This is a genomic window from Rhodococcus sp. MT28 (genome assembly GCF_058792695.1).
Map to the genome: position 1 here is coordinate 923,672 of NZ_JBXAFD010000002.1, position 18,436 is coordinate 942,107.

General features: G+C 63.8%; 19 protein-coding genes and 1 tRNA gene. 18 read left to right on the plus strand and 2 right to left on the minus strand.

Translation table 11 applies throughout. The annotated features are described in order from the left end of the window. Window positions 1–3 precede the first annotated feature (3 nt). Together AC1Q6C_RS12625 and AC1Q6C_RS12630 are read left to right on the plus strand one after the other, a co-directional pair. On the plus strand, window positions 4–1,728 hold the full coding sequence (locus AC1Q6C_RS12625; RefSeq protein ID WP_209922596.1) for a dipeptide ABC transporter ATP-binding protein: 1,725 nt from the start codon (window positions 4–6) through the stop codon (window positions 1,726–1,728). 56 nt (window positions 1,729–1,784) lie between these two features. Continuing rightward, on the plus strand, window positions 1,785–2,534 hold the full coding sequence (locus tag AC1Q6C_RS12630) for a Fic family protein (protein ID WP_020905979.1): 750 nt from the start codon (window positions 1,785–1,787) through the stop codon (window positions 2,532–2,534). 391 nt (window positions 2,535–2,925) lie between these two features. On the opposite strand, the gene AC1Q6C_RS12635 is transcribed toward AC1Q6C_RS12630, so the two are convergent. Continuing rightward, window positions 2,926–3,744, minus strand: coding sequence for an HAD-IB family hydrolase (locus AC1Q6C_RS12635; RefSeq protein WP_003946123.1), 819 nt, complete (start codon window positions 3,742–3,744; stop codon window positions 2,926–2,928). 312 nt (window positions 3,745–4,056) lie between these two features. On the opposite strand from AC1Q6C_RS12635, the gene ssd reads away from it, so the two are divergent. The 7 genes from ssd (at window position 4,057) to AC1Q6C_RS12670 (ending at window position 8,670) form a co-directional block, all read left to right on the plus strand. After that, window positions 4,057–5,151, plus strand: coding sequence for a septum site-determining protein Ssd (gene ssd, locus AC1Q6C_RS12640; RefSeq protein WP_042446709.1), 1,095 nt, complete (start codon window positions 4,057–4,059; stop codon window positions 5,149–5,151). Further along, a complete protein-coding gene (locus AC1Q6C_RS12645; RefSeq protein WP_003946116.1) occupies window positions 5,148–6,329 on the plus strand; it encodes a TadA family conjugal transfer-associated ATPase in 1,182 nt (393 codons plus the stop codon). The genes ssd and AC1Q6C_RS12645 overlap by 4 nt, the downstream gene beginning before the upstream one ends. Next, the gene (locus tag AC1Q6C_RS12650; protein ID WP_230359455.1) at window positions 6,326–7,114 is read left to right on the plus strand and encodes a type II secretion system F family protein; all 789 of its coding nucleotides are present in this window, start codon (window positions 6,326–6,328) and stop codon (window positions 7,112–7,114) included. Before AC1Q6C_RS12645 ends, AC1Q6C_RS12650 begins: the two co-directional genes overlap by 4 nt. Then, the gene (locus tag AC1Q6C_RS12655; protein WP_230359456.1) at window positions 7,111–7,695 is read left to right on the plus strand and encodes a type II secretion system F family protein; all 585 of its coding nucleotides are present in this window, start codon (window positions 7,111–7,113) and stop codon (window positions 7,693–7,695) included. The genes AC1Q6C_RS12650 and AC1Q6C_RS12655 overlap by 4 nt, the downstream gene beginning before the upstream one ends. Window positions 7,696–7,760: 65 nt before the next feature. Beyond that, a complete protein-coding gene (locus AC1Q6C_RS12660; protein WP_007732448.1) occupies window positions 7,761–7,964 on the plus strand; it encodes a DUF4244 domain-containing protein in 204 nt (67 codons plus the stop codon). Beyond that, entirely contained in the window at window positions 7,964–8,323 is a 360-nt protein-coding gene (locus tag AC1Q6C_RS12665) for a TadE family type IV pilus minor pilin (protein WP_047270007.1), read from the plus strand. Before AC1Q6C_RS12660 ends, AC1Q6C_RS12665 begins: the two co-directional genes overlap by 1 nt. Continuing rightward, window positions 8,320–8,670, plus strand: coding sequence for an Rv3654c family TadE-like protein (locus tag AC1Q6C_RS12670; RefSeq protein WP_007732450.1), 351 nt, complete (start codon window positions 8,320–8,322; stop codon window positions 8,668–8,670). Before AC1Q6C_RS12665 ends, AC1Q6C_RS12670 begins: the two co-directional genes overlap by 4 nt. Here the strand turns inward: AC1Q6C_RS12670 and AC1Q6C_RS12675 are convergent. Next, a complete protein-coding gene (locus AC1Q6C_RS12675; protein WP_003946107.1) occupies window positions 8,663–10,951 on the minus strand; it encodes a DEAD/DEAH box helicase in 2,289 nt (762 codons plus the stop codon). The two genes, AC1Q6C_RS12670 and AC1Q6C_RS12675, sit on opposite strands and share 8 nt — an antisense overlap. A 456-nt stretch (window positions 10,952–11,407) precedes the next feature. On the opposite strand from AC1Q6C_RS12675, the gene cspE reads away from it, so the two are divergent. The 9 genes from cspE to AC1Q6C_RS12720 all read left to right on the plus strand — a co-directional run bounded on the left by cspE (window position 11,408) and on the right by AC1Q6C_RS12720 (window position 18,346). Further along, window positions 11,408–11,611, plus strand: a complete 204-nt coding sequence (gene cspE, locus AC1Q6C_RS12680; protein WP_003946117.1) for a transcription antiterminator/RNA stability regulator CspE — start codon at window positions 11,408–11,410, stop codon at window positions 11,609–11,611. A gap of 185 nt (window positions 11,612–11,796) precedes the next feature. Then, window positions 11,797–12,381 carry a hypothetical protein gene (locus AC1Q6C_RS12685; protein ID WP_003946106.1) on the plus strand — a complete coding sequence of 195 codons (585 nt, stop codon included), beginning with the start codon at window positions 11,797–11,799 and terminating at the stop codon, window positions 12,379–12,381. Window positions 12,382–12,550: 169 nt separating this feature from the next. Then, entirely contained in the window at window positions 12,551–15,487 is a 2,937-nt protein-coding gene (gene topA, locus AC1Q6C_RS12690) for a type I DNA topoisomerase (protein ID WP_209911133.1), read from the plus strand. A gap of 33 nt (window positions 15,488–15,520) precedes the next feature. Further along, window positions 15,521–16,750 carry a DNA polymerase III subunit delta' gene (locus tag AC1Q6C_RS12695; RefSeq protein WP_019746652.1) on the plus strand — a complete coding sequence of 410 codons (1,230 nt, stop codon included), beginning with the start codon at window positions 15,521–15,523 and terminating at the stop codon, window positions 16,748–16,750. A gap of 30 nt (window positions 16,751–16,780) precedes the next feature. Further along, window positions 16,781–16,853, plus strand: a tRNA-Thr gene (locus AC1Q6C_RS12700). 121 nt (window positions 16,854–16,974) lie between these two features. Beyond that, window positions 16,975–17,544 carry an RDD family protein gene (locus AC1Q6C_RS12705; protein ID WP_047270004.1) on the plus strand — a complete coding sequence of 190 codons (570 nt, stop codon included), beginning with the start codon at window positions 16,975–16,977 and terminating at the stop codon, window positions 17,542–17,544. A gap of 30 nt (window positions 17,545–17,574) precedes the next feature. Then, window positions 17,575–17,997 carry a DUF2752 domain-containing protein gene (locus tag AC1Q6C_RS12710; protein ID WP_050655307.1) on the plus strand — a complete coding sequence of 141 codons (423 nt, stop codon included), beginning with the start codon at window positions 17,575–17,577 and terminating at the stop codon, window positions 17,995–17,997. Then, the gene (locus tag AC1Q6C_RS12715; RefSeq protein ID WP_492666642.1) at window positions 17,970–18,110 is read left to right on the plus strand and encodes a hypothetical protein; all 141 of its coding nucleotides are present in this window, start codon (window positions 17,970–17,972) and stop codon (window positions 18,108–18,110) included. The genes AC1Q6C_RS12710 and AC1Q6C_RS12715 overlap by 28 nt, the downstream gene beginning before the upstream one ends. Window positions 18,111–18,148: 38 nt before the next feature. Then, window positions 18,149–18,346: a hypothetical protein gene (locus AC1Q6C_RS12720; protein ID WP_003946112.1), complete on the plus strand. Its 198-nt coding sequence runs from the start codon at window positions 18,149–18,151 to the stop codon at window positions 18,344–18,346. Window positions 18,347–18,436: the final 90 nt, after the last annotated feature.

Genomic DNA, 18,436 nt, shown 5'->3' on the forward strand with positions numbered 1-18,436 from the left:
ACGATGACCACCAAGGAAACTCTCACCTCGGAGGAAACTCCGTTGCTCGAGATTCGTGATCTCGAGGTGTCTTTCCAGTCCAATTCCGGTCCGGTTCCGGCAGTTCGAGGCGTCAGCCTGACCGTCTACCCGGGTCAGACGGTCGCGATCGTCGGCGAATCGGGTTCGGGTAAGTCCACCACCGCCCACTCGATCATCAATCTGCTTCCCGGCACCGGCAAGGTGACGGCAGGCGAGATCATCTTCGACGGCAAGGACATCTCGAAGGTCTCGGAGAAGGACTTCGTCCACATCCGGGGAAGCCAGATCGGTTTGGTTCCGCAGGACCCGATGTCGAATCTGAATCCCGTGTGGAAAGTGGGCTTCCAGATCGAGGAAGCACTGGCCGCCAACGGAATTGCCAAGGGCAAGGCAGCCAAGGTTCGGGCCGCCGAACTGCTCGCGGAGGCCGGCCTCGCCGAAGCCGAGAGCCGGTTGGGGCAGTACCCGCACGAGTTCTCGGGCGGTATGCGTCAGCGCGCACTCATCGCGATCGGGTTGTCCGCTCGTCCGAAGCTCCTGATCGCGGACGAGCCGACGTCGGCGCTCGACGTCACCGTCCAGCGTCAGATCCTCGACCACCTCGACGGTCTGACTACGGAACTCGGCACCGCCGTTCTGCTCATCACTCACGATCTTGGCCTGGCCGCCGAGCGCGCCGAGCATCTGATCGTGATGAGCAAGGGTCGTATCGTCGAATCCGGTCCGGCACTGGAGATTCTGAAGCGCCCGCAGCATCCGTACACGCAGAAGCTGGTCGCGGCTGCGCCGTCGTTGGCGTCGAAGCGGCTCAGCTCGTCGGTGGCGCGCGCCGAGATTCGCGAACAGGCGGAAGAGGTCGCCGAAGCGGTCAAGGCCGAGGAAAGTGCGGCAGAGTCCTTCGGCAAGGTGACCGACGACGTTCTTGTCGTCGATCATCTGACCAAGGTGTTCAAGCTGCGCAAGGGTTTCCGCAAGACCACCGACTTCACAGCCGTGAACGACGTGTCCTTCAAGGTCCGCCGCGGAACCACGACTGCAATCGTCGGCGAATCGGGTTCCGGTAAGTCGACGGTCGCACAGATGGTCCTCGGTCTGCTCGAGCCCACTGCAGGCAACGTGGTCTTCGACGGTCAGGACGTGGCGAAACTCGGTGCGAAGGAAACATTTGCGTTCCGTCGACGAGTGCAGCCGATCTTCCAGAACCCCTACGGCACACTCGACCCGATGTACTCGATCTACCGCACGATCGAGGAGCCGCTGCGTACCCACAAGGTCGGGACCAAAGCCGAGCGTGAGGCTCGCGTCCGCGAACTTCTCGACAAGGTGGGTCTACCGCAGTCGGTCATGCGTCGGTTCCCGAACGAACTCTCCGGTGGACAGCGTCAGCGCGTCGCGATCGCGCGAGCACTGGCCTTGCAACCGGAGGTCGTGATCTGCGACGAGGCGGTCTCCGCTCTCGACGTGCTCGTGCAGGATCAGATCTTGACCCTGCTGAACGACCTGCAGGCAGAGTTCGGGTTGACGTATCTCTTCATCACGCACGACCTGGCCGTGGTTCGTCAGATCGCGGACAACGTGTTGGTGATGTCGCGTGGCTCGATCGTCGAATCGGCACCGATCGACGACGTGTTCGGCAATCCGCAGCAGGACTACACCCGCAAGTTGCTCGACGCGATTCCCGGTGGGTCCATCAAGCTGGGAAGCTGACGCAACAGGTAGGTAGGCAAGTCCGCAGAGGGGCTGCAAGGGTACCGTCGTTGATCGTGACGGACCCCTTGCAGCCCCTCGTCGATCTTCCAGGCGTACGCGCCGCCGCCGATCATGCGCGCGATGCTCTGGGTGAGGTTCATCGGCACAAGACCAACCGTCGCGGTTGGCCCACCACTGCCGCCGAAGCCGCGGTTCGCGCTGCGCGCGCTTCTGCATCGCTGGCCGGTGGCACCACCGAATTGCCGGCCGAGGGCATGGCCGGTGATCCGATTCTCGCGGGTGCTCTGCGCGTGGCTCAGGCTCTCGACGGCGACAGCCTTCCGCTCATGGAGTCGACGTGGAAGCGAGCCCCACTTCAGGCTCTGGCCCGGCTGCACCTGTTGGCCGCGGCGGATCTCGTCGAGGACGCAGATCAACTGGGGCGGCCACGGTCGGATCGCGGAGTGGGGGAGCGGTTGGACGCTCTCGCCCAACTCGTTACAGGCGGAACCAGTGCACCGGCACCTGTTCTGGCGGCCGTCGTACACGGAGAACTCTTGGCGCTGAGCCCGTTCGGCACCGCTGACGGCATCGTCGCCCGCGCGGCCTCGCGTCTGGTTGCGGTCTCGTCGGGGCTGGATCCGCACAATCTCGGGGTCCCCGAGGTCAGTTGGCTTCGGCGGCCACAGGCGTACACGGACGGCGCGGCAGGATTCGCTTCGGGAAATCCGGCGGGCGTCGGCAGCTGGGTGATTCTGTGCTGTGGTGCTCTCGAAGCCGGTGCGCGAGAGGCGACTTCGATTGCCGACGCTGCTACCGGATAGTCCGGCAAATTGCCCCTGCCGGAACATAACGAACGGGCGGCGCTGCCGATAAATCGACTTCGCCGCCCGTCAGCACGGACTACTCGTTACCAAGCGTGCTCGGTGGGTTGTGTGGGTGGCCTCGGCGAGGGATCGCACTTTCTGAGGTCGTCCCCGCAACCTGTGCGGGGTCCTCGCTCAAATTGAACGAATCTCGCAGGCCCACAACGCTTCTGCCCTTATAGTGGCTTGTGCTCCGCGTGGGTGCCCTAGTGCCCGTGCTAGGAATTTCGGTTGGGGAAACGGTCCTTCTCTTCCGAGCCGTTCCTGGCCTTCCGTTCTTCCGTAACTCCTTTGTACCCTGTGTCCGGGCTCACAGCAAGTACCAATTTTTGTTTGTGGGCCTTGGATTTCAGCGTTTCCGGCGCAGTAGCCCGAAGGTCATGGCGCCGGCCACCAGAGCTGCGATTCCCACCGCAGCGGTAGTAGCCACCGTGGTCGTGGACTGGGCCGACAATCGGGCACGAAGTGAGACCGGATTCGAGAAAGTCAGTATGGGCCAACCGTTTACGGCCGCTTCCTTGCGCAACGCTCGATCGGGGTTGACTGCGGTCGGATGTCCGACAGCCTCGAGCATGGGTAAATCCGTCACCGAGTCGGAGTAGGCGTAACTGGCGGCGAGGTCGTAACCGTACTCCGCGGCGAGTTTTTCCATGGCTTCGACCTTGCCGGGGCCGTAGCAGTAGAAGTCCACCTCGCCGGTGTAGTGGCCGTCTTCCTCCCTCATCGACGTCGCGACGGAATGGGTGGCGCCGAGGGCGCGGGCGATCGGTGCGACGATCTCTTCACCCGAAGCAGACACGACGATGACGTCGTGTCCACGCAGCTTGTGATCTGCGATCAGATCGGCCGCCTCGGCGAAGACGAGTGGATCGACGATGTCGTGCAGAGTCTCCGCGACGACGGCCTTCACCTGTTCCACGTCCCAGCCCGCACACATCGCCGTCAGATGCTCGCGCATGCGCTCCATCTGATCGTGATCGGCGCCGGACAGTAGAAACAGGAATTGCGCATAGCTGCTCTTGAGAACCGAGCGTCGATTGATCAGACCCTGTGCGAAGAATGGCTTGCTGAACGCCAGGGTGCTCGACTTCGCGATGATCGTTTTGTCCAAATCGAAGAAAGCGGCTGTCCGCCCGGTATTCAGTCCGTTCGCAGGCTTGTCGGTCACAGGATTGAGGATAGTCCGACAGGCGGTTCGTGTGCTCTTCGGCAAGCGTCCTCTTTCGGCGAAAAACAGCAGTTCAGTGCAGCTCAGGCTTGCATTTCTCGCCGATGGCGGGTGTAAGATCGTTGCTGTTCGATTCGTTCGAACTAGTTCAGCCCGACCCCCCGGGGCTGAACTCAGACGGCCCCCGCCTCCTCCCCCCATTGGCGGGGGCCGTCCTCTGTCTCAGGCCTGTTTCTCCCCAACCTCCCAGTTGTCCACAGGGTTGTTCGGCCCACTGTTTTCGCTGCCGGTGCTCGTTCAGGCTCTGCAGTCATGAACACGACGATCAGCTCTCAGGAAACCGGGGCTCCCATTCTGGTTCTCGTCGACGACGCGAAAATCCTCGCGAGCGTGCGACGCGTCGCCGCCGCGGTGGACCGCCGGCTGGACGAGGCCGAACATCCCGTGTCCCGGCAACAGTGGAACCGGGCCTCGGCGGTGGTACTGGACGCGTCGGCGGCGCGAGATGCTCTGGCTCGTTCCCCCAAGCGAACGCGAGTGTTCCTCGTATGCGACGGCACACCGACCGTCGACGATTGGAAGAGCGCCACCGCGATCGGAGCCGACAGCGTTCTGTCCTTGCCCGAGGAAGAGAACGCGCTGGTCGCAGTTCTGGCCGATCACGTAGACGTCAGTGGTGACGGCACCGTCGTGAGCGTGGTGGGTGGTTGTGGCGGCGGCGGAGCCTCGGCAACTGCTGCGGCTGTCGCGTTGACGTCGGCGGCACGTCACGTCCCGACGCTGTTGGTGGACGTCGACGCACTCGGTTCCGGCGCCGACGTGCTGTTGGGTATCGAGACTGCTCCCGGATTACGTTGGGGTGCACTGACCGTCGAGGGCGGGCGGTTGTCCCCGGAGGCGCTGCGCGATGCACTGCCGGCAAAGGGAAAGTTTCTGAGGGTTCTGGCGAGCAGTCGCCGGGAGATCGACGGTCCGACAGTGACCGCCGTTCGCGCCGTGCTTGACGCAGGTCGCAGTTCCGGCGGGCTCGTGGTCTGCGACGTGCCACGTCATCCCAGCGAGGTAGGTCAGGCCGTGTTGGAGATGTCGGATTCGGTGCTCGTGGTGGTTCCGGCCACCGTGGCCGCATGCGTCGCGGCCGAGAAGGTCGGAGCCTGGGTGGTGCGACACAACTCCAACGTCGGGCTCGTCGTGCGTGGGCCGGCACCGGGGGGCCTACGCGGCGCCGATGTGGCAGACATGCTCGGCCTGCCCCTGACGGCCGTGATGCGCGGCCACCGATCGCTGGCGCCGATGCTCGAGCGTGGTGGCCTCGAATTGACCCGCGGTTGTCCGTTGAGTGTGGCGGCAACAGCGGTACTCGACGCCGTCGAATCCGGCGCACGCCCGCGCAGGGCTGCGGCATGAGTGCGTTGGTCACGGCCGAACTGCTCGACCGAGTTCGCGAGCGATTGACGGCGTCGTCGGTCGCCGAGCCGACGGCGGCCACCGTTGCCGATGCCGTGCGAGCTGAGTCCTCGGGCGTTCTGGCGGACACGGATCTGTTGGAGGTCGTCAGGGTGCTCCAGACGGAACTGACAGGCGCGGGGCCGCTCGAACCTCTGCTGCACGAACCCGGGGTCGCCGACGTACTGGTGACCGCGCCGGATCAGGTCTGGGTGGACCGCGGGGTCGGCCTCGAAAGGTCAGGGGTGCGGTTCACCGACGAGGCAGCTGTGCGTCGATTGGCGCAGCGGTTGGCACTGTCGGCAGGTCGACGCCTCGACGACGCCCAACCGTGGGTCGACGGCCGCCTGCGGGGCGTCGGCGACGGGCACTTCGGGGTACGACTTCATGCCGTACTCGCACCCGTGGCCCAGGGTGGAACCTGCGTGTCACTGCGAGTGTTGCGGCCCGCGACCCAGGGTCTCGACGCGCTGTCCGCCCACGGCGCCGTGGAACCGGACGCGCGGGAGCTCCTCAATCGCATCATTTCTTGTCGCTTGGCTTTTCTGGTGATCGGCGGGACCGGTGCGGGAAAGACCACGTTGTTGTCCGCCATGCTCGGCGCGGTCGACCCGCGCGAGCGAATCGTCTGTGTCGAGGACGCGGCCGAACTGGCGCCGCCGCATCCACACGTCGTCCGCCTCGTCGCCAGAGCTCCCAACGTCGAGGGCGTCGGAGAGGTGACGGTGCGCGATCTGGTTCGGCAGGCACTACGAATGCGTCCCGATCGCATCGTCGTCGGTGAGGTCCGCGGCGCAGAGGTGACTGATCTGCTCACGGCGATGAACACCGGCCACGACGGCGGCGCCGGCACCGTTCACGCCAATTCGCCCGAAGAGGTGCCGGCCAGACTCGAGGCGTTGGCGGCGCTCGGCGGTATGGATCGCCACGCGTTGCACAGTCAACTTGCCGCGGCAGTTCAAGTGATCCTGCACGTGCACAGATTGGCTGACGGATCGAGGCGTCTCGAACAGATCGGTGTCATCGACCGCGGTGCGGACGGGTATGTACGAATCATGCAGGCGTGGCCGGACGGCGGTTCGGGTCGTGAGCGGCTCGAGCGGATGTTCCGGCTTCGCAATCGAGAGGTCGGGACGTGACGGTTTCCTTCCTGGTCCTCGCGTTGGCGGTCTCGATTGCGCCGGTGCGGGATTCACGTGCTCGGCTCGCTGCGTACGCCCCGAGCATCCGCAAGCCCGACCGGCAGATTCCGTGGCAGTTGGTCGCCGCATTTTTCGCGGTGTCGGCTGCATGGGTTCTCGGAGGCTTGTCGGCAGGATGCGCAGCGGTTGTCCTCGCCGGAACCTTGATCTTTCGTGGGCGCCGCGCGAAGGCGGCCGAAAACCGGGACCTCTCACAGAAGATGCTGCTCTCCGGTCTGGAGGTGCTGATCGCCGAGCTGAGCGTCGGCGCGCATCCTGCAGCGGCCAGTTCTGTTGCAGGCGAGGAATGTACCGGAGAAGTGAGTGCCGTATTCCGGTCCGCTGGGGCCAGGGCGCGTCTCGGTGGTTCTGCCGCAGCGGCCTTCGCGGTACCGGATTCGTGCATCGAGCGTGAGTTCTCCCGCATCGGATCCGTCTGGCGGGTCGCCGACCAACACGGGCTGGCACTGGCGGAACTACTCGGCGCCGTCCGGACGGACATGTTGGGACGTAGACGCTTTCGTCAGCGTACCGAGGCCGGGTTGGCGGGCGCTCGGGCGACCGCGGCGGTGTTGGCCTTTCTCCCGCTGTTGGGGATCGGTCTCGGGCAATTGATGGGTGCGTCGCCGCTGCGCGTGCTGTTCGGAGGTGGGCTCGGCGGCGTGCTCCTGGTGATCGGAACCGCTTGTGTCTCAGCGGGTCTGCTCTGGACCGACCGGATAACTGCGAAGGTCACGTCGTGAGTTGGGCATCCGTGGCGATGATGGCGTTGGCGTTCGCGATCATTCCCGCTCGGCGCGGTGCTTCGGCCAGGGCGGCAGAAATTCTCTTCGCGGACACAACAACAGAAAATTCGGTTCCAGTCCCGGACAAGCCGGATCCACTCGCAGTTGCCGCAAGTCTCGACCTTCTCGGGGCCTGCCTACGAGCGGGGCTTCCCGTCTCCGCCGCGATCACATCGATGGCGTCGACGGCACCGAAACCGATGGCCGACTCGCTTCGTCGCGTCGCCGACCTTCTGGCGCTCGGTGCCGATCCCGACGCCGCGTGGAGCGAAGCCGCTCTCGATCCCGATACCGAGGCGCTCGCCAGAATGGCTCGGCGTTCCGCCCGTTCGGGTTCGTCGCTGTCCTCATCCATGGCCGAACTCGCCGAGCGCAGTCGAGGTGACGCCGAGGATCTTGCTGCTGCCGCAGCCGAACGCGCGGGAGTGCTGATCAGCGGTCCACTCGGGCTGTGTTTCCTGCCGGCGTTCATCGCCTTGGGCATCGTCCCGGTGGTGATCGGGCTTGCCACGACTGTGCTCGGTAACGGCCTGCTGTGAGCCGGATCCGAGTGAAAGCTCCTGCGGCAGAAGTGCTGCCACAGGTTTGGATTGAAGGGGGAGAAATGATTTCGAAGACGTTGAGGACGGTGTCGGCCAGATTTGCGCTGTTGGTTGCCGAGGACGACGGCATGTCCACCGCGGAGTATGCGATCGGCACGATTGCGGCTGCCGCATTCGGTGCCGTCCTGTACACGGTTGTCACTGGCGACTCCATTGTCTCGGCGCTGACAGGCATCATCGACAAGGCGCTCAAGACAGCTGTGTGATGTTGTCCACGAGAGGTATTCGGCAAGCCGACGACGGCGCCGTGACGGTGGAGGCCGCGATTGCTCTGGCTTCGATCGTCACGGTGGTCGTGCTGTGTGTCGGTGGAGTCCTGGCGGTGTCGATGCAGGTTCGGTGTGTCGACGCCGCTCGTGAGGCCGCGCGGTTGGTGGCACGTGGTGATCGTGAGTCTGCGGTCGCCACGGCCCGCCGGATCGCACCCGAAGATGCGTCGATCTCGGTGGAGATCGTGGACGGTTTTGCCGTTGCCGTTGTCAGCGCCGAGAGTGCGTTGCTGCCGTTGGTCGACATTTCTTCCGAGGCGGTGGCAGCTGTGGAGTCGGGAGTGGAGGAGGGGTGAACCTACGTGACGACGAAGGTGTTGCCACGGTTCTGGCGTGCTGCGTTCTGGCAGCGATCGTGATGGTGACCGGTGGGATGCTGCATGTCGGTTCCGCAGTGGTGGCTCGGCACACGGCTCAGTCGGCCGCTGATCTTTCGGCTCTCGGCGGTGCGGGCGCCTTGGACGGCGGCGACGAGTCGGCGTGTGAGATGTCCGCGGTGATCGCGGAGCGGATGCGTACGGTGCTCGAGGAGTGCGAGGTGCAGGGGTGGGATGTATTGGTCGAGATACGCGCACCGGTGTTGTTGTCGGGCTTCGGGATCGGGGATGCGCAGGCTTACGCGCGTGCGGGTCCGGTCAGCTGATGGTGTCGATGACGGCGGTCAGAACCTTGACCGCGCCGTCTTTGTCGAGTGGGTCGTTTCCGTTGCCGCACTTGGGTGAATAGACGCAGGACGGGCAACCGTGAGCGCACTCGCAGGACAGTATGGCGTCGCGCGTCGCGGTGAGCCATCGGGACAGTTCGCTGTGCCCTCGGTCGGCGAACCCGGCGCCGCCGGCATGACCGTCGTAGACGAAGACGGTCGGGAGTCCGGTGTCCGCGTGCATCGCGGTGGACACTCCGCCGATGTCTCCGCGGTCGCAGATCGCCACCAGTGGCAGCAGGCCGATTGCGGCATGTTCGGCGGCATGCAGTGATCCGGGGAACCGTTCGGGCGGGACCCCGATTGATTCGAGGAGTTCCGGCGTGACCGTGTACATCACTGCCCTGGTGGGCAAAGTGTGTGCGGGCATGTCGAGTTCGATCGAGTCGAGGACTTCACCCGAAGTCAACCGTCGTAGGTACCCGACGACTTGATGTGTCACCTCGACCTGGACGAGAGCGACGGCGATGTCGCCGTAGTTCTTGTGCTCGAGTTGTTCGGTGATCGTGATTTCGGTGGTCTCGCGAGCCGAGGTGGTCCAGTCCGGATTCTCGGTGTGCACCAGTGCGAGTCCGACGTCGAGGTCCAGTTCGTCGACGACGTAGGTCTCGCCTTGATGGATGTGCACGGCGCCGGGATGAACTGTGGCCGGAGCGCGGCCCGCGTCGACAGTGCCCAGCATCCGGCCGGATTCACCGTCGACAATGGCCACCTGAGTTCCGATGCCGCCGCGAATGTCCAAAGAGCCGTGGGGGTTCGAATCGGCGGTGACGAACCATCCGTGCTTTCGGCGCCGGATCTTGCCTTCCTCGGACAGTCTCGTCAGAACCTCGAGAGCCCCGAACGCGTCCACCTCGGCATCGGAAAGTGGGAGTTCCATTGCAGCGCAGAGAAGTTGTGGTCCCAGGACGTACGGATTTCCGGGATCTGTCACCGTCGCCTCGACGGGTTTGTCGAGTACCGCTGACGGATGGTGAACGAGGTAGGTGTCGAGTGGATCGTCGCGGGCGATCAACACGACGAGTGAACCCTCACCGCGTCGCCCGGAGCGACCCGCTTGCTGCCAGAACGAGGCGACGGTGCCCGGGAAGCCTGCCACGACAACGGCGTCGAGGCCTGCGATGTCGACGCCGAGCTCCAGTGCGTTGGTGGTGGCTGCGCCCAGCAGTGTGCCGTCGGCGAGTGCAGCTTCCAGTTCGCGTCGGTCCTCGGCCAGATATCCGGCGCGATACGACGCGACTCGCTCGGCGAGGTCCGGGTCCACCTCGGCGAGTAGACGTTTGGTGGCCATCGCGGTCAGTTCGGCGCCGCGGCGGGAGCGGACGAAGGTGAGAGTGCGGGCGCCTTCGATCATGAGGTCGGCCATGATCCGCGCGGCTTCCGCGCCCGCGGGACGTCGTACCGGGCTACCGTTTTCGCCGGTCAATGCCTCCAGTAGCGGTGGTTCCCACAGTGCGACGGTGCGTGGGCCGTGCGGCGATCCGTCTTCCGTGACCTCGGTGCAGTGTGCGCCTATGAGCCGCGAGGCCGCCGCGCCGGGATCTGCTGTGGTCGCGCTGGCCAGAATGAAGGTGGGTTCGGCGCCGTAACGGGCTGCAATTCTGCGTAATCGCCGGATCACGAGCGCGACGTTGGATCCGAAGACTCCCCTGTAGGAGTGGCATTCGTCGATGATCACGTATTTCAGGTTGCGGAAGAAGTGTGCCCATCGCTGATGGGTTCTGAGCAGAGAAATGTGGATCATGTCGGGGTTGGTGAAGAGCCAGCGTGAGTTCTCACGTGCCCAAGTGCGGAGTTCCTGCGAGGTGTCGCCGTCGTACGCACTGGCGTTCGTGCTGCGAAGTTCGACGTCGAAGTCGGTGAGGGACAGCACTGCTCGCAGTTGATCCGAGCCCAGCGCTTTGGTGGGGGAGAGGTACAGGGCAGTTGCGAGCGGATCGGTCGCCATGGCCGTCAGCACCGGGAGTTGGTACGCCAGTGACTTACCCGACGCCGTACCGGTGGCCACGACCACGTGTTTTCCGGCGTAAGCGAGGTCGGCGGCCTCACTCTGGTGGATCCACGGGGACCGCACGCTGTGCTCGGCGAGCGCACGTACGACGCTGGGGTGCACCCACTCCGGCCATTCGGTGAACTCGGCTACGCGAGCAGGTAACTGCGCGGTGAACATCAGTGGTTTTTCGCTTCCACTGACCCCTGCGACGACCCGATCGAGCAGCATCTGCCCGTAGGTCTCGCCAGGCTTCCCTCCCGGGGCGGGGATCGGGGAAGGTGCGTTCACGTGACTCTCCGGGCTCGGCGTTGGGGTGTGGCGGCAATCGGAAACTGTCGCTACCTGCAGTTTTGATGATACGCAACGGTCCGCGGTCTTGGTGGAACCGGGTGCTCGGCGCGCAAGCGGGAAACCACGATCGTGGGCTGTTTTTCTCGTAGCGAACTTTTAACGTTTTTAGTTCCCTTTTCGACTGTTGTGCACGCGGAGAACATGGTTGACTGACAATCGGTCGCAGCTTCTGTGTTCGTAGGCTTGAGAAAGTGCACGCTCGCAGGATCGTTGTTGCGGGCGCGGTGCTCTGCCTTTCCTGAGGGGGAAATAAAGACGTACAGCGGTCGGAACCGGCCCGGTGGACTGTAAGGGCTGTTCACCGAATCCGGTGTTAGAAAGAGAAGGAAAAGCATGGCACAGGGCACTGTGAAGTGGTTCAACGCTGAAAAGGGCTTCGGCTTCATCGCTCCCGAAGACGGTTCCGCAGACGTCTTCGTTCACTACTCCGAAATTCAGGGCAACGGCTTCCGTACCCTCGAGGAGAACCAGCGTGTGGAGTTCGAGGTCGGCCAGGGCACCAAGGGTCCCCAGGCTACCGGCGTTCGCGCGGTCTGATTTTTCCGCTCACTTGCTGAGCGAATAGTTCGGACAGTATTTGTCCCCCATCGCATCCGTGCGGTGGGGGACAAATCTTTTCGGGCTGAGTTAGTACTTTCCCTGTCCGAGGTGAATGCACGCAGCTGTTCGGCCACGGCCGGTCGTCTATGCCGTCGATACCTTCGTGGCTTACGTTTCACTCTGTGAGCCAACTGTCCTTTTTCTCTGCCGAGTCGATTCCACCTGCCGTGACGGACCTTGCCGGAATGCTGGCCGGACCGGGGCAGGTCGTGACCTCGGAGGATCGCGCGCGGATCTCGATCGTCGTGGATCGGGACTGGAGAGCACAGGCCGTTGCCGAGTTGATCGCGCAGTGCGGACTCGGGGCCGAGGTGACGCGTAGCGAAGAAGGCAGCCCACTCGTCCGAACTCAGTCGACGCCCGCACTCCTTCCGCTGTCCGTGCAATGGACCAAAGGAGCAGTGAAGGCCGTGCCGGTCGGGTGGGTTCCTAATTCTCGCCAACTCCGAGTGTGGGCCGTCGCCGCCGGCCGACTCGAAGAAGGCGGTGAACGATTCGTGTTCGGCCTCGACCCCCATGCGAAGGAGACACACGCACCGCTGGCTCAGGCCTTGATGAGGGTTGGTATCGCGCCGACTCAACTGGGTAACCGGACACCGGGTCCGGGGCTCCGTGTGTCGGGAAAGAAGAGACTGACAAAGCTCGTCGAATACCTCGGTGAGGCGCCGAAACACGTCGACACCTCGGTCGCCTGGCCACACGTCTGACAGTGCTCATGCCGCGTGTCCGACGGAGCCCATACTGTACTGATCTGCACGAATGTCTTGCGGGTATGTCACTCTGTAAAGAGAGACACGGGGTATAACTTGCTCCACACGTCTAGTTCTGAAGATCTGCCGACGGCAGTGAACGTCCAAAGGAAGGCTCGGGCAGCAGGTGGCTAAAGCGGACAACGGCAGCGGTCAGGGAGCGTCCGGTAACCCTCGTCGCCTCGTGATCGTCGAGTCACCGACCAAGGCGCGCAAAATCGCTCCCTACCTCGGTAAGGACTACGTCGTAGAGGCATCGGTCGGTCACATTCGCGACCTCCCGCGCGGCGCAGCGGACGTTCCGGCCAAGTACAAGGGCGAGTCGTGGGCCCGTCTCGGCGTCAACGTCGATCACGACTTCGAGCCGCTCTATGTCGTGAGCCCGGAAAAGAAGGGCAAGGTCGCCGAACTCAAGTCTCTGTTGAAGGACGCCGACGAGCTCTTCCTCGCAACTGACCCCGACCGCGAGGGCGAGGCAATCGCCTGGCATCTCCTCGAGACTCTCAAGCCCAAGATTCCGGTTCGTCGAATGGTCTTCCACGAGATCACCGAGCCGGCAATCCGTGCTGCCGCCGAAGACACCCGCGAACTCGACACCGACCTCGTCGATGCTCAGGAAACCCGCCGCATCCTCGACCGTCTCTACGGTTACGAGGTCAGCCCGGTTCTCTGGAAGAAGGTCATGCCGAAGCTCTCGGCCGGCCGCGTCCAATCGGTGGCCACTCGCGTCATCGTCCAGCGTGAACGCGAGCGCATGGCGTTCAAGTCGGCGTCGTACTGGGACATTTCCGCGACGCTCGACGCCGGTGCAGAGGCCAGCCCGCGTAGTTTCGGTGCTCGCCTGGTCTCCGTCGACGGTTCGCGTGTCGCCTCCGGCCGTGATTTCGGAGCTGACGGAAAGCTCAAGGGCAGCGCGGTCACTGTGCTCGACGAGGCGTACGCGCGTCGTCTCGCGGAAGCATTGCAGGGCGTCGACCTCACGGTTTCCTCCGCCGAGGACAAGCCGTACACCCGCAAGCCTTACCCGCCGTTCATGACGTCGACGCTCCAGCAGGAAGCCGGACGCAAACTTCGTTTCACGTCCGAGCGTGCAATGCGCATCGCACAGCGTCTGTACGAAAACGGCTACATCACCTACATGCGTACCGACTCGACGACTCTCTCGGAGTCGGCGATCGCAGCCGCTCGTGCGCAGGCCACCGAGTTGTACGGTCCGGAGTACGTCCATCCGACGCCGCGTCAGTACACCCGCAAGGTCAAGAACGCGCAGGAAGCGCACGAGGCGATCCGCCCCGCCGGCGACGTGTTCCAGACCCCGGGTCAGCTGCACTCCAAGCTCGATTCAGACGAGTTCAAGCTGTACGAACTGATCTGGCAGCGGACCGTCGCTTCGCAGATGGCCGACGCCCGCGGTACGACGTTGACGCTCCGCATCTCCGGCACGGCAGGCACCGGCGAGGACTGCACGTTCTCCGCTTCGGGTCGCACCATCGTGTTCGCCGGCTTCCTCAAGGCTTACGTCGAGAGCGTCGACGAAGAGGCCGGCGGTCAGTCCGACGACGCCGAATCCAGGCTTCCGGTGCTGGTCAAGGGTCAGGAAGTCACGGCCACCAAGCTCGATCCGGACGGGCACAGCACCAACCCGCCCGCTCGCTACACAGAAGCCAGCCTGATCAAGACGCTCGAAGAACTCGGCATCGGCCGTCCTTCGACCTACTCGTCGATCATCAAGACCATCCTCGATCGCGGATACGTCTACAAACGTGGCAGCGCGCTGGTTCCGTCCTGGGTGGCGTTTGCCGTCATCGGGCTGCTCGAGGTGCACTTCGGCCGGCTGGTCGACTTCGATTTCACGGCAGGAATGGAAGACGATCTCGACGCGATCGCCGGTGGCCGTGAGCAGCGTGGCAACTGGCTGAGCAGCTTCTACTTCGGCGGCGAGACAGGCGCTGAAGGTTCGGTCGCCCGCGAGGGCGGGCTGAAGAAGATGGTCGGAGTCAACCTGGAGGAGATCGACGCTCGCGAGGTCAACTCCATCCGACTGTTCGACGACGCCGAGGGCCGCGAGGTTCATGTGCGCGTCGGCCGGTTCGGCCCGTATCTCGAGCGCATGGTTCAGAACCCGGACGATCCCGAAGGCGATCTGATCTCGCAGCGGGCAAATCTCCCCGATGACCTGCCACCGGACGAGCTCACTCCCGAGTACGCCGAGAAGTTGTTCTCGACGCCTCAAGAGGGCCGCAAGCTGGGCGTCGACCCGCTGACGGGCCACGAGATCGTCGCGAAGGAAGGCCGCTTCGGTCCCTACGTGACCGAGATCCTGCCCGAACCGCCGGCCGAGCCGGAACCGGACATCGTTCCCGTCACCGCTCCCGAGCCGGAAGAAATCAGCTCGGGCAGCACCAAGACTGCGGTGAAGAAGGCCGCGGCCAAGAAGGCGCCTGCGAAGAAGGCTGCCAAGAAGGTCGCAGGCCCCAAGCCGCGGACCGGATCGCTGCTCAAGTCCATGGATTTGACGACGATCACCTTGGAAGATGCGCTGCGTCTGCTGTCGCTTCCGCGCGTCGTGGGTGTCGACCCCGAATCGAAGGAAGAGATCACCGCGCAGAACGGCCGTTACGGTCCGTACCTGAAGAAGGGCACGGACTCACGCTCGCTCGCCAACGAAGAGCAGATGTTCACCGTCACGCTCGACGAGGCCCTCAAGATCTACGCCGAGCCGAAGCGTCGTGGGCGTCAGGCGTCGGCAACGCCTCCGCTGCGTGAGTTGGGCGTCGATCCGGTCAGCGAGAAGCCGATGGTGATCAAGGACGGCCGTTTCGGTCCGTACGTCACCGACGGCGAGACCAACGCCAGCCTTCGTAAGGACGACGACGTCGAATCCATTTCCGATGCTCGGGCGTCGGAGTTGCTGGCTGATCGTCGTGCGCGCGGCCCGGTCAAGAAGAAGGCAGCAGCCAAGAAGGCTCCGGCCAAGAAGGCCGCTGCCAAGAAAACAGCCGCAAAGAAGGCCCCGGCAAAGAAGGCCGCCGCCAAGAAGGCTCCGGCGAAGAAGGACTCGTAAGGCTTCGTCGGTGCCGACGGTTAGGGTTTTTGCATGAGTACTGAAGTGGCCGAACGAGGTGTGTTCGGTCGGCTGGTGGGTCAGCACGACGTCGAGCAGAGCCTGCGTGATGCTGCACTGTCGGCTCGTGGCGATTCCAGCGGCTCGGAGATGACCCACGCGTGGCTCTTCACCGGGCCACCCGGCTCTGGTCGTTCGGTGGCTGCTCTCTGCTTCGCCGCTGCCCTGCAATGCACCTCCGACGGTGCACCAGGGTGCGGTGAGTGTCATGCGTGTACGACGACGATGGGTGGAACCCATGGTGACGTACGACGGATCATCCCCGACGGCCTGAGCATCAGCGTCAAAGGCATGCGCGAGATAGTCAACATCGCTTCGCGTCGACCGACGACGGGGCGGTGGCAGGTGATCGTGGTCGAGGATGCCGATCGTTTGACCGAAGGCGCAGCCAACGCCCTCCTGAAGGTTGTCGAGGAGCCGCCGGACCGCACGGTCATCCTGCTCTGCGCGCCGACGACCGATCCGGAAGACATGTCTGTCACCCTCCGATCGCGGTGTAGGCACATGCCGTTGGTGACGCCGTCCGTCGAATCGATCGCTCAGGTACTGATCGACCGCGACGGGCTGGATCCGGAACGGGCGAGAATCGCCGCATCGATCAGCGGCGGACATGTCGGCCGGGCTCGGCGTCTCGCCACCGACGAGAGCGCGCGCGACGAGCGTCAGCGTTCGCTTCGACTTGCCGCAGACGCGATCGGGGCTTCGACGGCGTACAAGGCCGCAGAGAACTTGGTGAAGTCGATCGAGGCTGACACCAAGGCGTTCTACGCCGAACTCAAGGAACAGGAACTCGAGGAGCTCAAGGTTTCCTTGGGTGGTGGTGGAACCGGCAAGGGAACAGCCGGGACTCTGCGCGGATCGGCTGGTCTGATCAAGGACCTCGAAGCGCGTCAGAAATCGCGCGACACCCGGGCCCGCCGCGATCTTCTCGACCGGACGCTGATCGACCTGGCCGGCATGTACCGGGACGCGCTTTCCTATTCGCTGGGGTCGACGTCGACGGCGACCCATCCCGACATGGCTCGGCAGGCCGCCGAGTTGGCTGCACGAACGTCCCCGGAGGGGTTGCTCAAGTGCATCGAAGCGGTGCTCGAATGCCGCGAGGCCGTCGACTTCAACGTCAAGTTGCAGTGGGCGCTCGATGCGATGGTTGCCTCCATCGGAGCCGCTTTCCGACCCCCGTTTTCGCGATCCGGGGGTTGACCAGATAGACTCGCCACCGCCGAAAGGCACGCTGCCTTAGCTCAGTCGGTAGAGCATTTCACTCGTAATGAAAAGGTCGAGAGTTCGATTCTCTCAGGCAGCTCAGCCAAGAGCCCCACACCCGGAAATCCGGATGTGGGGCTCTTGTCGTTAGTTCCCAATTCTTGCGTATGTGCGGTTTATCCTGAGTTCGGCGAACACGTGCCTGAACAGGGGAGACCTCGATGTCGGATCAGAACTGGGGACCAGGCCAACCATCGCAGAATCAGCCGCCGTACGGGCAGATGCCGCCGATGCCGCCGCAGGGTTATCAGCCGCCGACGCCCGCCTATCCGTACGCAAGCTGGATCTCTCGGGTGTTTGCGTCAATCCTCGACGGCTTTGTCGTTCCGCTCCCCGGCGTCATCCTCGCGATCATCGGGGCGGTGATCGCGTTCTCCGGATCCGAAGTGACCACATACGACGACGGCAGCGTGAGCGCTGAAGGCGGCAATCCGGTCGGCGTGATCGTCATGGTCGTCGGCATACTGGCGATCTTCTTGATCGAGGTATGGAACCTCGTCTTCAGACAAGGGAACACCGGACAGACGCTCGGCAAGAAGTGGCTGGGAATTTCGGTGATTCGGGAGTCCGACGGTGTACCGCTCGGCCCGGTGATGGCGCTGCTTCGTTGGATCATGATGGCGATCCTGGGTGGGGCATGCTTCCTCAACTATCTCTGGCCGCTCTGGGACTCGAAGCACCAGTGCTGGCACGACATGGTGGTCCGGTCGGTAGTCGTTCGCGCCCGCTAGTCGCTGCCGGGGTCTCTTACAGTGGGTGCCATGGAGTTGGAAGCGGTCACAAGTCGACGACGCTCGCTGGCCGCACCCGTCGGTGTTGCTGCAGTGGCCGTGACGGCCGCCGCGGTACTCCACGTCCGTGATCCCCACAGCGCGGGTAGTTACGGCGTTTGTCCGATGTACGCGTTGACGGGATTGTGGTGCCCGGCGTGTGGTGGCCTTCGTGCGGTCAATGACCTGACTAATCTGGATATTGGCGCCGCAGTGTCCAGCAATGCCTTGATCGTGCCGTTTATCGCGGTGTTGGTGATCGCGTGGATCGGTTGGACAGTGCGCCGTTGGAAAGGCACGCGGGATCGCATGATCGTGCTTCGGCCGACTGTGACGATCGTGGTGCTCGGAGTTCTCGTTGCATTTACGGTTGTTCGAAACACCCCGTGGGGGAGCTGGCTCGCGCCGGCGTGACGGTAAGAGGTCGACATGGCACTGCAGGTTTTTCGCTCATCGTTCTGCTCGGCGCGCTGATCATCCTGATTCCGACGGCACGACGTGTCTTCGGCAAGAAGGACGACGAGTAGGCCTCGACAACTGGGCCCGCGCGGCACATGCTGGCGGTATGGCTGATTCGTTGAAAGCCCGCGTCAAGGAAAAGTTGCTGAGGCAACTCGCCGAGGACGGTCGGCACCCGATTCAGGAAGCTGAGGGTGACGATCCGCGGTTGGTGTCGATCAACGACGATCTCGAAGCGTTGGAGCAGGCCGAGGAAGGCGATCCGATCGTCGAAGAACTGGCCGAGAGGTACTGGGTTCCGTGAAGTTAACCGACCGCAGTGCTCTGACCTGGCGATTTGGTGTTGTGTTGATCTTCGCGTAACTTTGTCCAGGTCAGAGCGACACGGACACCG

What these genes read in the sequence shown, in the direction of transcription:
- AC1Q6C_RS12625 (WP_209922596.1), top strand. Translation starts at nt 4, where the DNA reads ATGACCACCAAGGAAACTCTCACCTCGGAGGAAACTCCGTTGCTCGAG.
- ssd (WP_042446709.1), top strand. Translation starts at nt 4,057, where the DNA reads ATGAACACGACGATCAGCTCTCAGGAAACCGGGGCTCCCATTCTGGTT.
- AC1Q6C_RS12645 (WP_003946116.1), top strand. Translation starts at nt 5,148, where the DNA reads ATGAGTGCGTTGGTCACGGCCGAACTGCTCGACCGAGTTCGCGAGCGA.
- AC1Q6C_RS12660 (WP_007732448.1), top strand. Translation starts at nt 7,761, where the DNA reads ATGATTTCGAAGACGTTGAGGACGGTGTCGGCCAGATTTGCGCTGTTG.
- AC1Q6C_RS12665 (WP_047270007.1), top strand. Translation starts at nt 7,964, where the DNA reads ATGTTGTCCACGAGAGGTATTCGGCAAGCCGACGACGGCGCCGTGACG.
- AC1Q6C_RS12675 (WP_003946107.1), bottom strand. Translation starts at nt 10,951, where the DNA reads ATGCTGCTCGATCGGGTCGTCGCAGGGGTCAGTGGAAGCGAAAAACCA.
- cspE (WP_003946117.1), top strand. Translation starts at nt 11,408, where the DNA reads ATGGCACAGGGCACTGTGAAGTGGTTCAACGCTGAAAAGGGCTTCGGC.
- AC1Q6C_RS12695 (WP_019746652.1), top strand. Translation starts at nt 15,521, where the DNA reads ATGAGTACTGAAGTGGCCGAACGAGGTGTGTTCGGTCGGCTGGTGGGT.
- AC1Q6C_RS12705 (WP_047270004.1), top strand. Translation starts at nt 16,975, where the DNA reads ATGTCGGATCAGAACTGGGGACCAGGCCAACCATCGCAGAATCAGCCG.
- AC1Q6C_RS12710 (WP_050655307.1), top strand. Translation starts at nt 17,575, where the DNA reads ATGGAGTTGGAAGCGGTCACAAGTCGACGACGCTCGCTGGCCGCACCC.
- AC1Q6C_RS12720 (WP_003946112.1), top strand. Translation starts at nt 18,149, where the DNA reads ATGGCTGATTCGTTGAAAGCCCGCGTCAAGGAAAAGTTGCTGAGGCAA.